Raw genomic sequence first — 13,362 nt, 5'->3', positions numbered from 1 at the left:
CCGCGCGATCCCTGGAGCCCTCCTTCGAGGCGGCTTCGCCGCACCTCAGGATGAGGGGATGGTTGGGAGGGGCACGAACAAGCGAATGGGAGGGGTATGATGGCACAGACCATCGGGTTCATCGGTCTCGGCAACATGGGCGGCCCCATGGCGGCCAACCTCGTGAAGGCGGGGCACACGGTGCGCGGGTTCGACCTGGCGCCGGCCTCCCTGGAGGCGGCCCGGGAAGCGGGGGTCGCGGTGGCGGGCTCGGCCCTTGAGGCGGCCGAGGGCGCGGAGGTGGTGGTCACCATGCTGCCCGCCGGCCGGCACGTGGTCGAGGTCTGGACCCAGCTCGCCGATGCGCTGCCCGCCGGCACCCTGCTGATCGATTCCTCGACCGTGGATGTCGAGTCTTCGCGCAAGGCCCACAACCTCGCCGAGGCGCGGGGCTGCCTGTCGGTCGATGCGCCGGTCTCCGGCGGAACCGGCGGCGCCAAGGCCGGGACGCTGACCTTCATGGCCGGCGGCACCGAGGCCGCCTTCGGACGCGCCGAGCCCCTGCTGAAGGCCATGGGCAAGAACATGTTCCATTGCGGCGCGGCCGGTGCCGGGCAGGCGGCCAAGATCTGCAACAACATGATCCTCGGGATCTCGATGATCGGCGTCAGCGAGGCCTTCGCGCTGGGCGAGAAGCTCGGCCTGTCACACCAGGCGCTCTACGACGTCGCCTCGGTCTCCTCGGGCCAGTGCTGGTCGCTCACCACCTACTGCCCGGTGCCGGGCCCGGTGCCGACCTCGCCGGCCAATGCCGGCTACAAGCCGGGTTTCGCCGCCGCGCTGATGCTCAAGGACCTCCGGCTGGCGCAGGCCGCCGCCCTCGCCTCGGGGGCTGCGACGCCGCTGGGCGCGGAGGCCGCGCAGATCTACGGGCTGTTCGAGGGCCTCGGCCATGGGGGAGAGGACTTTTCCGCGATCATCCGTATGCTTCGCGGCCCAGGGAGTGAGTCGTGATGGATGCGTACGAGACGATCCTGACGGAGACGCGCGGGCGCGTCCTGCTGATCACCCTGAACCGCCCGAAGGCGCTCAACGCCATCAACGCGCAGCTCACCCGCGAGGTGATCCAGGCGGCGACCGAGGCGGATGCCGATCCGGGCATCGGCTGCATCGTCATCACCGGCTCGGCCAAGGCCTTCGCGGCCGGGGCCGACATCAAGGAGATGCAGCACGCGACCTACGCGGAGATGTATGCGCAAGACCGCTTCGCCGACTGGGAGCGGTTCACGGGGGTGCGCACGCCGATCATCGCCGCGGTGGCGGGCTACGCGCTCGGCGGCGGCTGCGAGCTCGCCATGATGTGCGACTTCATCCTGGCCGCCGACACGGCGCAGTTCGGCCAGCCCGAGATCAAGCTCGGCGTCATGCCGGGGATCGGCGGCAGCCAGCGCCTCACCCGTTTCGTCGGCAAGTCGAAGGCCATGGAGATGTGCCTGACCGGCCGGATGATGGATTCCGCCGAGGCGGAGCGCGCCGGCCTGGTCTCCCGGGTGATCCCGGCGGACCAGCTTCTCGACGAAGCGCTGAAGGCCGCCGAGACCATCGCGTCCATGTCGCTGCCGATCGCCATGATGACCAAGGAGGCGGTCAACCGCTCCTACGAGACCACCCTCGCCGAGGGCGTGCGCTTCGAGCGCCGGGTCTTCCACGCGATGTTCGCCACCAAGGACCAGAAGGAGGGGATGGCCGCTTTCGTGGAGAAGCGGCCGGCCCGGTTCGAGAACACCTGAGCTGGGGCATGGGCGATGGACGTCCTGGACCGCGATAGCGAAGCCCGCTTCGAGATGGCCTTCCCGCGCGCGATTGTGGCCCAGAAGGCGCGCGGCCGAGAGGAGACCATCAACGCGCATCTCGTGACGCTGCTGGCCTTCGACGTGGCCCCGGAGACGCGTGCGGTCTGGCGCAAGGAATTGCGCCGCCACGTCCGGTTCCTGGCGGCTTTGCGGGTCAAGCCCGGCGCAAGCCTCGTCCCGGCCCGAGACTGGTGGACCTGGCTCTACGCCGACCCATTCGAGAACAACGAGACCGGCTACACCGCCGGCCTGATCGGGCTCAACGCCGACGACTTCCCCCGCAACGGCCGCGCGGTGGAGGCGATCGCCGACGAGATCCGCCATTTCCACGCCGGCATGGTGCAGCGCCTCGCGCGCGGCGCGGCCGGCGAGGATCTGATTCCCGCCTGAGGGCGGGATGGGCCGGGTCTTCCGGCCGGACAAGAACGACGGGGGGAACGACCATGCCCAGCTTCCGGGAGGCCCGCGATCTGCTGCTGGCCCATCGCACAGACTACGCGGCGGCGGTTTCGGCCTTCACCTGGCCGGACCCGGTGCCGTTCAACTGGGCGCTCGACTGGTTCGACGCCGAGCTCGCCGGCCCGGAGAGCCGCGACCGCACCGCGCTCCACATCGTCGAGGCCGCCAGCGGCGCCGAGCAGAGCCTGACCTTCGAGCAGATGGCGCGGCGGTCCAACCAGGTCGCCAACCACCTGCGCGGGCTCGGGCTGAAGCGCGGCGACCACCTGCTCCTGCTGCTCGGCAACGTCCCGGCCCTGTGGGAGACCATGCTGGCGGCGATGAAGCTCGGGGCGGTGGTCATCCCGGCCACCACCCTGCTCACCGCGGACGAGCTCGGCGACCGCCTGGCCCGCGGCCGGCCCCGGGCGATCGTCGCCGGCCCGGAGCAGCTCGGGCGCTTCTCCGGCCTCGAGACCGGCGGCGCGATCCGCATCGTCACCGGCCCGGCGACGGAGGGCTGGAGCGCCTACGATGACGCGTTCGGCGCCTCCGAGACCTTCACGCCCGACGGGCCGACCGCGGCCGACGACCCGCTGCTCCTCTACTTCACCTCCGGCACGACCGCGAAGCCGAAGCTGGTGCGCCACAGCCACCGCTCCTATCCGGTGGGGGCGCTCTCGACCATGTACTGGCTTGGGCTGCAGCCCGGGGACGTGCATTGCAACGTGTCCTCGCCCGGCTGGGCCAAGCACGCCTGGTCGTCGTTCTTCGCCCCCTGGAATGCCGGCGCGACCATCCTGGTGATCAACCAGGCGCCGTTCAACGCGGCGGCGCTGCTCACGCAGCTGGAGCGCACCCGCGCCACCACGCTCTGCGCGCCGCCCACCGTCTGGCGGATGATCATCCAGGAGGACCTGACCGGCCGGACGCTGGCTCTGCGCGAGGTCTGCGCCGCCGGCGAGCCGCTGAATCCCGAGGTGATCGAGCGCGTGAAGGACGCCTGGGGCGTCACGATCCGCGACGGCTACGGCCAGACCGAGACCACGGCCCTGATGGCCAACACGCCTGGCCAGCCGGTGGTGCCCGGCGCCCTCGGCCGGCCGCTGCCGGGTTATCGCGTGCGCGTGCTCGACGCTGACGGCGAGCCGGCGAGCGAGGGCGAGGTCTGCCTCGAACTCGGCGCCCACCGCCCCGCCGGCCTGATGCAGGGCTACGACGACGGCAGCGGCAACCTGTCGGGCGCGGACGGCGCGCTCTACCACACCGGCGACGTCGCCTTCGTGGACGATCAGGGTTGCTACACCTTCGTCGGCCGCGCCGACGACGTGTTCAAGTCGTCGGGCTACCGGATCAGCCCGTTCGAGCTGGAGAGCGTGCTGATCGAGCATCCGGCGGTGGCCGAAGCCGCGGTGGTGCCGATCCCCGATCCGATGCGCCACACGATTCCGAAAGCCTATGTCTCGCTGGTGGCCGGCGCCTCGGCCGGCCCCGAGACGGCGCTCGACATCTTCCGCTTCACCAATGCGCGGCTGGCGACGTTCAAGCGCCTGCGCGGCCTCGAATTCGTCACCGAACTGCCCAAGACCATCTCGGGCAAGATCCGCCGGGTCCAGCTGCGCCGCCTGGAGCACGACGGCGTGACCGAGGATCCGCACCGGGGCCGGGCCTACACGCAGTCGGATTTCCCCGAGCTGAAGGGCGAGACGGAGCGCAAGCTCGATCAGACGGCGGGGTGATCCGGACGGCTCGGGACCCGTAAGGCGCCCTCAAGGTTTCCGGTTTCCGAACCGGAAGCCGCGGATTTGCCGGGGTTCCCAAGCCCCCCGTCGACGTTGTCGCGCTAGACGCCGCCGCCATCGGCGAATCGATAAAATTGCGCCGATCCGCTTCAGCGCCGCGGAGGCTCTGCGGCGCAATCCTGTCCTCAACAACGAGGACGGTTCGATGGGCGCGGGGCTTCTCAAGACGGTTCGGGTAACGCTCGCCGGCGCGCTGGTGCTGCTCGGCCTCGCGGCGACCGCCGAGGCCCAGACCCTGGCGAGCCTGCCCACCGAGGTCGGCGCCAAGGTGCTCGGCGATGCCCGCCCGATCGCGGCCTGGGTGACGTTCTGCCAGGCCTACGCGGCCGAATGCGCGGTGGACCGGAGCGAGCCGGCCCGCATCAGCCTCAACCCCACGATCTGGGCGACGATCGTCTCGGTCAACCGCCGGGTGAACAAGTCGGTCGAGCCGATGACCGACATGGAGCATCTCCGCGTCGCCGACCGCTGGGACCTTGCCGAGGACGGCATCGGCGATTGCGAGGATTTTCAGCTGCTCAAGCGCCACCTGCTGGCCGAGGCCGGCCTGCCTCGCCGGGCGATGCGCATGACCGTGGTGATCGACGAGAAGGGTGAGGGCCACGCGGTGCTGACCCTGATCACCGACCGGGGCGACCTGATCCTCGACAACAAGACCAACGTGATCGAGGCCTGGCACAAGACCGGCTACGTGTTCATCAAGCGCGAGAGCCAGGACGCCACGGCCTGGGTCTCCCTCGGCGGCGTCACCTCGCCGGTCACCACCGCCAACCGCTGATCCGGTCCTCGATCTTCAACCGATCACGGTTTTCGAGAAGGCTCGACCTTTTGGCGGGCGAGGAAGCGGGAGACGCGTCGCAAAGCGATCCTCCCACCATAGCAGCCTCCACCCTGGGGCGCTGAAGGCGAGCCCGGGATCCAGAGCCGCCGACAGCGCAAAATCCTGATGCCACGGTGGTTCTGGATCCCGGGCTCCGCTGCGCGGCCCCGGGATGACGGGATTAGTGTCAGATAGCCTTCGCGAAGGCCGCGCGTCGTCGCGCAGGCGGGACAGTGAACTGCCCGCCGCCTCCCTCAAAACCTCGAAAGGTTCAGGCTCCGGACCTTGAAACCCCGCTTCCGCGAAGCCTGTTCAGGCGGCGCGGCTCAGCGACGGCTGCGCGAGGTTCGCCACGAAGGTCTCGACCCGGCCGATGAAGCCGGCGAGGTGCGGGGCGATGCCCCGGAGGCTGGCGAGGTCGCGGACCAGGATGTCGCGCGACAGGGCGCGGTCGCCCTCGGTGGGCGAGCCGGCGAGATAGGCTTCCACGGCGTGCTCGGCGATGCCGATTGCACCGGCCCGACCATCCTCGGCGAGCGCTCTGATCACCTGCTGGATGGCGGGCTGCATCGTGAAATCCTTCTCTGGCCTGAGGCAATCCCGCGCGGGGATGGCCGGGTTCTTGCGAAATGATCGATCGACCCGCGAATCCACGCGCGGGCATCCCCTGTCTCAAGCCGGCAAAGCTGGTTCGAATCAAGCTCTTCCGTGAGCGGGCAGGGCGGGCATTCCGCCAGCGCATACGCCGAGCGGCAGCAACGCGGATGCAACACTCCTTTAAAGCGGAACCGATACGCGGCCTCGGGCGTTTCTTCCACCCTCCGTGCCATTGTGCGTCGCACGCCTGCGTGTCACCTTCCCGTCATCATCGGTCGATGGGGCGTGATCCATGCGGCACGCGGATGGTGGGATTCCGGCTCTCGCGCTCGTGGCGCCGCACTGGCGCGGATGGGCCACGCCGCTGCGCCGAGCCCGACAGGCCGCGAGCCTCGCCCTAGTCGGCACGATCCTGATGCTGGGCGGCGCCAACACCCACGCCCATGCCCGCTTGACCCTGCCCGATGGGGCGCCGGCCCACGAAGCCAACGGCCCGATCAGCCCGATTGCCGGCTGGACCGCGTTCTGCGCGCGCATGCCCGAGGAATGCGCGCTCGATGTCGCGGAGCCCGCCGTGATCCCGCTGACCGTGGCGGTGTGGCGGACGCTGCGGAGCGTCAACCACCGGGTCAACACCCGCATCCGGCCGATCACCGACCAGGCGCATTGGGGCGTCGTCGACCGCTGGGACTTTCCCGATGACGGGTTCGGCGATTGCGAGGATTACCAGCTGCTCAAGCGCCGGATGCTGGCCGAGCGCGGGCTGCCCCGGCGGGCCCTGCTGATGACCGTCGTGATCGACGAGACCAATGCCGGCCACGCGGTGCTGACGGTGCGCACCGACCATGGCGACTTCATCCTCGACAACAAGACCGACGCGATCCGCCCGTGGCGGCGCACCGGCTACAGCTTCATCAAGCGCGCCGGCCAGGACGGCCAGGCCTGGGTCTCCCTGGAGGGCCGGGACGGCGCTGCCCAGGTGGCGACCGCGGAGCCCTGATGGGACGTCAGGCGCCGACCAGCATCGCCGCGAGGTCGAGGGCGACCCGGCCCGAGAGCAGGCCCCAGCCGCAGGCGATGACGGTGGCCAGCATCACGAACGGCATCGGGCGGCCCTCGATCTTGCGGCCGCGCAGGGTGTTGCGCAGGATGATGAACGGGGCCGAGAAGGCCAGCATCGGCAGGGCCGCCACCGCCGGCAGGCCGCCCCGCTCCAGCAGGCTGAAGCTCGCGCGGCGCGCGGCGAACAGCTCGAACGCGCTGGCGATCAGCCCCGAGAGCGCCAGACCGATGCACAGGGTCCGGATGGATTCGAGGGCGGCGGGCGTGAGGACCATTATTCGCGCTCCAAAAAAGGTTGGGCGCAGTTTAGCCACACGATTTACCGGTTGTTAAGCAATCACGCCGGTTAGCCTTAACCCGTGCACAGGCGCGGGCCGGCGGAACCCGGCCCGCGATGAACGCGTCAGGCTTCTTCCTCGAGGTCGATGTCGAGGATCGCCATGCGGAAGACGAAGGAATCGTCGCCGTCCTCCTTGTCGTCGGCGATGACGCCGATCGACTCCTCGCCGATGAACACCTCGGCGGAATCGCCGGTCTTCATCGCGGTCAGGCGGATGTTGTTGTTGGCGAACTTGCGGCGCAGGTAGTCCTGCAGCTTCGCGGTCTCGGCTTTGGTCACGCTGTCTGGCCTCCCCTGTCGGCGCTGACGCCCGGATCGGCGGAGGGCTTGCCACGCCCACGGCGGAGCGGCAAGCGCGGCGGCGTCGGGGTCAGATCCCGTCGCCCACATGGATGAACTGGTCGAGGGCGACCAGCTGATCCATCGCGCGGGCCGGATCGTCGCAGCCCGCGGTGCCGACGACCCGCGCCGGGACACCAACCACCGTGGTGTTGGCCGGGACGGGCCGCAGCACCACCGAGCCCGCCGCCACCCGGGCGCAGGCACCGACCTCGATATTGCCCAGGATCTTGGCGCCGGCGCCGATCATCACGCCCCGGCGGATCTTAGGATGCCGGTCGCCGCGCTGCTTGCCGGTGCCCCCCAGCGTCACCGCGTGGAGGATCGACACGTCGTCCTCGATCACCGCGGTCGACCCGACCACCAGGCCGGTGGCGTGGTCGAGGAACACCCCCCGGCCGATGCGGGCGGCCGGGTGGATGTCGCACTGGAACACCTCGGAGACCCGGCTCTGCAGGTAGAGCGCGAGGTCGCGCCGGCCCCGGGTCCAGACGTGGTGGGCGAGGCGGTAGGCCTGGAGCGCGTGGAAACCCTTGAAGTACAGGACCGGCTCCAGCGCCCGCAGGGTCGCGGGATCCCGGTCGATCACCGCGCCGATATCGGCCCGGAACGCCTGCCCGATGGCAGGATCGGCGCCGATCGCCTCGTGGAACGCGTGGGCGACGAGCTCGGCCGGCAGCGACGGATGGCCCAGCCGCGCCGCGACCCGGTGGGCGACCGCGCCCTCGAGAGTGGCGTGGTTGAGGATCGTCGCGACGATGAAGGAGGCGAGTTGCGGCTCGGTGCGCAGCACGTCCTCGGCCTCGGCGCGCAGCCGCGACCAGACCGGATCGCAGACCGAGAGGTCGGCCGAATCGTGGTTGAAGGCAGGGCTGAGGGCTGGACTGGCGCTCATGGACGATGGCTCATGATCGAGTTGTCGGGCTCGCACCGCGCTGTTCCGACGACGGGTCCGGCCGGCGCTGCAGCAAAGCTCCGGTGCAGCCGCCAGCGAGGTGAAGGACCCCGCCGTCGCGGGTCATCCTAGCACATCGTCCTACACGCGAAGCCATGCGCGAGGCGCTTGGTCTCATGCATCGTGCGTTCCGCAGCCCGGCTGGCCCCGTCGGGATGAGGCCATAGCGTGGTGCGCCGCAATGCGACGATCAAGGGTATGGGGGGCTGCCGGGGATGCCGCACCGGCGGCGCTGTCACCGGTTCCGGGCGCGGTTCAGCCCGCGACCGCCGTCTCGCCGAACCGCGCCTCGATCGCCGCGGTGAGCCGGTCGACCATGGTCTGGAGCGGGATGTCGGAGGTGTCGACCGTGGCCGAGGCCCGGGCGTAGAGCGGTTCCCGGCTCGCCAGCACGGCGCGCAATTCCTGCATCGCCGAGGCATGGTCGCCCGTGGTGGCCAGGTGGCCCTGCTCGCGCACCCGGCTCATATGCTCTTCCGGGCGGGCGCGGAGCCAGATCGTGTAGAACGCCTGGAGCAGCAGGTCGTAGGTCAGCGGCTCGGCCACGATGCCGCCGCTGGTCGCCAGGATCAGCGGGCCCGGATGCTCGGTGAGGCGGCGCAGGGCCGCCTGCTCCAGCCGGCGGTAGCCCTCCTGGCCGTAGATCGCGAAGATCTCCTGGACCGACAGGGCGTTCTCGCGCTCGATCTCGGCGTTCAGCTCGACGAAGGTCCAGCCCAGGCGCTCGGCGGCGAGCTTGCCCAGGGTCGACTTGCCGGCGCCGCGCAGGCCGATCAGCGCCACGCGCAGGCGGCCGCTCGATTCCGGTCGGCTGCCGCCGGACAGAGCTTCCTTGGCGGCGGCGATCTGGGCCGGCGTCGCCTGGCCGAGCAGGTCGCGCACCACCGGCCAGTCGGGCAGGCCGTCATTGCCGGTGATCAGGTCGTCGAGGCGCACGCCCATCGCGTTGGCGACCCGCCGGAGCAGGATGATGGACACGTTGCCCTGACCGCCCTCGAGCTGCGCGATGTAGCGCTCGGACAGGCCCGAGGTCTGGGACAGGACCTTGCGCGACAGACCGCGCACGGTGCGGGCGTGCCTGACGCGGCGCCCGAGATCCGTGAGAAAGAGTGATTCCTGTTCCAACACGCCGGTCATGGCGTCGTCCGCTTTCCTGCCAGCCCGAAAGCAGAGTGCTTGCCCTGCATGTCTGCCACTTCAAGATGAATTCTGCTTCGCAACCTGGGATCGAGCGGGTGCTTGCCCGACCGTTCGTGTGAAGCCTGGCGAGTCCTGCCCTGAAGTCTGTATTGCGCCGCCTGTGTCCGGCCGCCTCGACCGATCGACGGACCGTTGCGGCGGCGATCCAACCCTGTTGCTGGCGTGGCGCCTATGTGTTGCGGAACGGCCCGGTGGTCAAGCCTTGAGCAGGATCCTCGTGTGGGCAGATGTTGGACAAGCGGTGGTTGTCCGATGGCCCATCTGCCGCGTGCGGCATCACTCGACGGGAATCGCCGTGGCCTCGCGGACCGGCGCGGCCGCCGGGGCCCGGCGCGGCGCGGCGGCGGCGAGCAGCTGGATCGACGGCCGGCGCGGCGGCAGCGGCACCTCGACGGTTTCGGAGATCGGGGCGGCCTGCGGTGCCGCGGCGGCCTCCGGCTGCGACGTCAGGCGCAGCTCGGCGAGCTGGGCCGGGGCGGCCTCCGCGACGGCGGTGCCGAGGCCGGCCGGGCGACGCGGCGGCAGCGGCACCTCCACGGTCTCGACCGCGGCACTCTGCGCGGCGGCGCTCGGCGCCGGGCTCGCGGAGGCGGGCTCGACGGAGAGGCTCGCGTAATCGACCGCCGCGCCGAGGGCGGCGGGACGCCGGGGCGGCAGCGGAACCTCGACCGTCTCGGTCGGCGCGGCGGCCACCGTGGCGGCGGTGGGCGCGTAGGCCAGGGCCGTCGAGGCGGCGCTGGAATCCGTGACGCCGCCGCTGAACAGGCTGGCCAGGGCGCTGGCCGAGGCCGCCACGGGGGCCACCACCGAGGCGACCTCGCTGGAGATGCCCCGGCGCTTGGCGGCGTAGTAATAGCCGCGGTTGTAGTACTGGTACGCCTGGCTGACGTTGCCCTGCGCGGTGCGATAGGCCCCCGCCAGATAGGCGACGCCGTAGCGCAGGTTGGTCGCGGGATCGAGGAGCCCGGCGGCGTCGCCGGTATAGCCGAGGCTGCGCGCCGTCGCGTGCTTGATCTGCATCAGGCCGAGTGCGCTGCCGCCCTTGGCGTTCGGGTTGTAGTTGCTCTCGCGCTTGACCACCGCGTGGACGAAGCTCGCCGGGACACCGTTCGCCTTGGCCTGCTGCTCGATCAGCGCGTCGATGTTGTCGCGCGGGGCCTGCCCGAAGGCGGCGACGGGCGCGACCGCGAGAGCGGCAGCCAGGAGAAGGCGATGCATTCCGAGACCCGGTCCTGCTTGTTCTGTGGTCAAGCTAGGTCGCGGGGAAATGAGGCCGGAAAGCGGCCCGGATTCGGCAGCCTGTGGGCGACCGCCGCCCGGCGCGCATCTGTGCCTCGCGGGCCACAGGCGCGCGCCGTCGGTTAACCATCCCGGTTATCCACAGGACGCTGCGGGGTCGGACCCGTCAGGGCAGGATGAATCGCGCGATCCCGTGGGCGAAGCCGTCGGCACCGTTGCTCTCCGTGACGGCGCTGGCTGCGGCCTTCACGGCATCCTCGGCATTGCCCATCGCCACCGAGAAGCCGCTGCGGGCGAACATCGGCCGGTCGTTGCCGGCATCCCCGAAGGTCGCGATCCGCTCGGGCGGGATGCCGAGATGGCGGCTCATCCAGGTCACGAACTGTCCCTTGTCGAGGCCGGGGGGCGTCACGTCGAGGTAATAGGCCTGGGAGCGGTGCACCGTGGCCCGCTCGGCGAGGGCCGCGCCGATCCGCGCCTCGCAGGCGGCGAGATGGGCGTGATCGCGGCTGACCCCGACGATCTTCGAGGCCGCGCCCATGAGCGTGCCGAGATCGGCGACCACGCGGGGCTCGGCGTCGATCGTCCGGCGCTCGAGGTCGGTGTAGGGGCCGTCCGGGTCACGCAGGAACCAGGCCCCCTCGGCGAAGACCCAGGCGTCGAGGCCCTCGGCCTCCAGGCGCTGCAAGGCCTCGCGGGCGGCGGCCTCCGGGATCAGCCGCTCCTCGATCGTCGAGAGGTCCGGCCGGACCACGCTGGCGCCGTTGAACGCCCCCATCGGCAGGTCGAGCGCGAGTTCGGCGGCGAGGGCCCTCAGGCCGATCGGCGGGCGCGCCGACGCGATGCTGAACCCGATCCCGGCCGCCCGCAGCCGCTTCACCGCCGCGATGGTCGAGGCGGCAAGGCTCTTGTCGTCGGTCACCAGCGTGCCGTCGACGTCGGAGATCACCAGGGCGATCCCCGAGGCTTTGCGCGATCCCGCATCCATGGCTCAGGTCCTTCCGGCGGTGGTGCGGGCTTCTTCGGCGAGCTGCGCCACGACGCGATCGGCGATCGCGTCCGGCGGTTCATCGATCCCCACGACGATCGGGCGCTCATCGGGGCCGGGGGCTTCGAGGGTCGCGAACTGGCTGTCGAGCAGGCGGGGCGACATGAAATGGCCGTGGCGCTCGGTGAGGCGCTTGGCGATCAGGGCCCTGTCGCCCTCGAGATAGACGATGCGCACGCGCCGGCTGCCGCGGGTGAGCACGTCCCGGTATGCCCGGCGCAGGGCCGAGCAGACCACCACCCCAGATTCCCCGGCCTCGAGCCGGTGCTGGATCCAGGTCGCGATCCGGGCGAGCCACGGCGCGCGGTCCTCGTCGTCGAGGGCGTGGCCCGCATGCATCTTCGCGATGTGCTCGGGGGTGTGGAAGCTGTCGCCGTCGACGAAGATCCAGCCGAGCCGTTCGGCGATCAGCGCGCCGACCGTGCTCTTGCCGGAGCCCGAGACCCCCATCACCACAAGCACCTGCGCCGTGCGGGCGGCCGCGCCCGCCCCTTTATGAATCCGCCTCTCCGAGGTCATCCGGATCACCGTGTTCAGGGGCGCAACCGTGCGCCGGCGCCTCATCAATAGGATCGGGGATCGGGAAGAAAAGGTTTCTGGGGAACACCGGGCCGCACCCCGACATCGCCCGGAACCCCGGGAGAGGGCGCCGCGTTCTCGATAGCGAAGACGGAACATTTCAGGAACGGGAATCCCATGGCCAAGGCAGCCGACAAGCACGACACCACCCAGGAGAACCCGAAGACCGATCCGAAGGACGTGTCGAACCAGATCAAGGATCCGGATCAGTGGACCACCGGCGGCGAGCCGATGACCGGAGCGCAGGCCTCGTATCTCAAGACCCTGTCGGAGGAGGCCAAGGAGCCGGAGGCGTTCGACGCCGATCTCGACAAGGCCGAGGCCTCCAAGCGGATCGACGACCTGCGGCACAAGGCCGGCCACGCCTGAGGTTTCTCCAGGGTCTCGCCGTTCGGCGGGGTTAGGTTCACGCCGATGCATCCGCGAGGGTCGGGACCTGTCCAGGTTCCGGCCCTTCGCCGCTTCGGGGCCGGGCGCCGCATGCGCCGCGTTTCGGAGATTCCATTAAGCCGGCGGCAATGGGACCGGGCTAGACTTGAAGCCAGCGCGTAAGGGCCGGCCGGACGCGGCGGATGTCGGAGTCACGGATGGGCGAGCCGAGCTGCGACAGGTCTGGGGCGCCCGACGGACGATCCCGCCTCCGCGCGACCGGCCGGGCCATGGGGTTCGCCCGCGATGCGAACGGCTCCACGGCGATGGAATACGCGCTGATCGGCGCGCTGATCTTCATCGTCGCGGCCGGCAGCATCCGCTATTACGGCTCCCGGATGATCCCGATCTACAACCAGATCAGCGCCACCGTCACGCAAGCCGACTGAATGGGGCGATCCGGGGCCGCCTCGATCGGTCGCCGCCGCGGCGCGCCGGCGGGCCGTTTGCCGAACGCACCAGGCACGTTTCCCTGATTCGCCTCGAAAAAGCTGTGCTTAGCGAGGATGAAACCGTCCTCTCGCCCGTCGCGGGCGAAGTGTGGCCCACCCGCTACGGACACCCTAGCCGCTATGGGCTAGGCACGGGCTCGGCAAAACCGATGGGCAACATCTGGATGCGCAAACTCCCCCTCGCTCTGCTCGCCATGACGGCGATCTCGGGCTGCACGTATCTGCCCGCG

16 protein-coding genes and 1 pseudogene are annotated in these 13,362 nt (G+C 70.4%); 9 read left to right on the top strand and 8 right to left on the bottom strand.

The features are described 5' to 3' along the window. The first annotated feature begins 99 nt into the window (after window positions 1-99). The 5 genes from mmsB (at window position 100) to WYO_RS20255 (ending at window position 4,850) form a co-directional block, all read left to right on the top strand. Window positions 100-993 (top strand): 3-hydroxyisobutyrate dehydrogenase, encoded by an 894-nt coding sequence (gene mmsB, locus WYO_RS20275; RefSeq protein ID WP_007565956.1) that lies wholly within the window; start codon window positions 100-102, stop codon window positions 991-993. Continuing rightward, complete coding sequence (locus WYO_RS20270; RefSeq protein ID WP_007565954.1) at window positions 993-1,769, top strand: enoyl-CoA hydratase; 777 nt, start codon at window positions 993-995, stop codon at window positions 1,767-1,769. Before mmsB ends, WYO_RS20270 begins: the two co-directional genes overlap by 1 nt. A gap of 15 nt (window positions 1,770-1,784) precedes the next feature. Then, complete coding sequence (locus WYO_RS20265; protein ID WP_007565952.1) at window positions 1,785-2,222, top strand: hypothetical protein; 438 nt, start codon at window positions 1,785-1,787, stop codon at window positions 2,220-2,222. 53 nt (window positions 2,223-2,275) lie between these two features. Next, window positions 2,276-4,009, top strand: a complete 1,734-nt coding sequence (locus tag WYO_RS20260) for an AMP-binding protein (RefSeq protein WP_007565949.1) — start codon at window positions 2,276-2,278, stop codon at window positions 4,007-4,009. Window positions 4,010-4,217: 208 nt separating this feature from the next. Then, window positions 4,218-4,850 carry a transglutaminase-like cysteine peptidase gene (locus WYO_RS20255; RefSeq protein WP_007565947.1) on the top strand — a complete coding sequence of 211 codons (633 nt, stop codon included), beginning with the start codon at window positions 4,218-4,220 and terminating at the stop codon, window positions 4,848-4,850. Between the two features lie 354 nt (window positions 4,851-5,204). Here the strand turns inward: WYO_RS20255 and WYO_RS20250 are convergent, their stop codons facing one another. Beyond that, entirely contained in the window at window positions 5,205-5,462 is a 258-nt protein-coding gene (locus WYO_RS20250; protein WP_007565945.1) for a hypothetical protein, read from the bottom strand. Window positions 5,463-5,781: 319 nt separating this feature from the next. Between WYO_RS20250 and WYO_RS20245 the strand changes: the two genes are divergently transcribed. Next, window positions 5,782-6,489, top strand: a complete 708-nt coding sequence (locus WYO_RS20245) for a transglutaminase-like cysteine peptidase (protein WP_007565943.1) — start codon at window positions 5,782-5,784, stop codon at window positions 6,487-6,489. A gap of 7 nt (window positions 6,490-6,496) precedes the next feature. Here WYO_RS20245 and WYO_RS20240 read toward each other — a convergent pair whose 3' ends face one another. The 7 genes and pseudogenes from WYO_RS20240 to WYO_RS20210 all read right to left on the bottom strand — a co-directional run bounded on the left by WYO_RS20240 (window position 6,497) and on the right by WYO_RS20210 (window position 12,191). Beyond that, window positions 6,497-6,826 (bottom strand): hypothetical protein, encoded by a 330-nt coding sequence (locus WYO_RS20240; RefSeq protein ID WP_007565941.1) that lies wholly within the window; start codon window positions 6,824-6,826, stop codon window positions 6,497-6,499. A gap of 128 nt (window positions 6,827-6,954) precedes the next feature. Then, window positions 6,955-7,170 (bottom strand): DUF3126 family protein, encoded by a 216-nt coding sequence (locus tag WYO_RS20235; protein WP_007565940.1) that lies wholly within the window; start codon window positions 7,168-7,170, stop codon window positions 6,955-6,957. Between the two features lie 91 nt (window positions 7,171-7,261). Then, window positions 7,262-8,125 (bottom strand): serine O-acetyltransferase, encoded by an 864-nt coding sequence (gene cysE, locus WYO_RS20230; RefSeq protein ID WP_007565938.1) that lies wholly within the window; start codon window positions 8,123-8,125, stop codon window positions 7,262-7,264. 315 nt (window positions 8,126-8,440) lie between these two features. Then, window positions 8,441-9,325, bottom strand: a pseudogene (locus WYO_RS20225) (helix-turn-helix transcriptional regulator); the annotation flags it as partial. Window positions 9,326-9,661: 336 nt separating this feature from the next. Beyond that, window positions 9,662-10,603 carry a transglycosylase SLT domain-containing protein gene (locus WYO_RS20220; RefSeq protein ID WP_007565934.1) on the bottom strand — a complete coding sequence of 314 codons (942 nt, stop codon included), beginning with the start codon at window positions 10,601-10,603 and terminating at the stop codon, window positions 9,662-9,664. A 187-nt stretch (window positions 10,604-10,790) separates the two neighbouring features. Then, window positions 10,791-11,612 (bottom strand): Cof-type HAD-IIB family hydrolase, encoded by an 822-nt coding sequence (locus tag WYO_RS20215; protein WP_007565933.1) that lies wholly within the window; start codon window positions 11,610-11,612, stop codon window positions 10,791-10,793. A gap of 3 nt (window positions 11,613-11,615) precedes the next feature. Continuing rightward, window positions 11,616-12,191 carry a gluconokinase gene (locus WYO_RS20210; RefSeq protein WP_047170892.1) on the bottom strand — a complete coding sequence of 192 codons (576 nt, stop codon included), beginning with the start codon at window positions 12,189-12,191 and terminating at the stop codon, window positions 11,616-11,618. A gap of 177 nt (window positions 12,192-12,368) precedes the next feature. Between WYO_RS20210 and WYO_RS20205 the strand changes: the two genes are divergently transcribed. From WYO_RS20205 to WYO_RS32035, 3 genes are all read left to right on the top strand, one after another. Beyond that, window positions 12,369-12,620 carry a DUF3072 domain-containing protein gene (locus tag WYO_RS20205; protein WP_007565930.1) on the top strand — a complete coding sequence of 84 codons (252 nt, stop codon included), beginning with the start codon at window positions 12,369-12,371 and terminating at the stop codon, window positions 12,618-12,620. Between the two features lie 290 nt (window positions 12,621-12,910). Next, window positions 12,911-13,069: a hypothetical protein gene (locus tag WYO_RS32220; protein WP_244424238.1), complete on the top strand. Its 159-nt coding sequence runs from the start codon at window positions 12,911-12,913 to the stop codon at window positions 13,067-13,069. A gap of 104 nt (window positions 13,070-13,173) precedes the next feature. After that, on the top strand, window positions 13,174-13,362 hold a 189-nt coding region (locus tag WYO_RS32035), incomplete at its 3' end, for a hypothetical protein (RefSeq protein ID WP_210160732.1).

The organism is Methylobacterium sp. GXF4 (assembly GCF_000272495.1).
GTDB lineage: Bacteria > Pseudomonadota > Alphaproteobacteria > Rhizobiales > Beijerinckiaceae > Methylobacterium > Methylobacterium brachiatum.
Note: the sequence above shows the minus strand (reverse complement) of the source record. Positions and strands in the feature narration are given on the sequence as shown.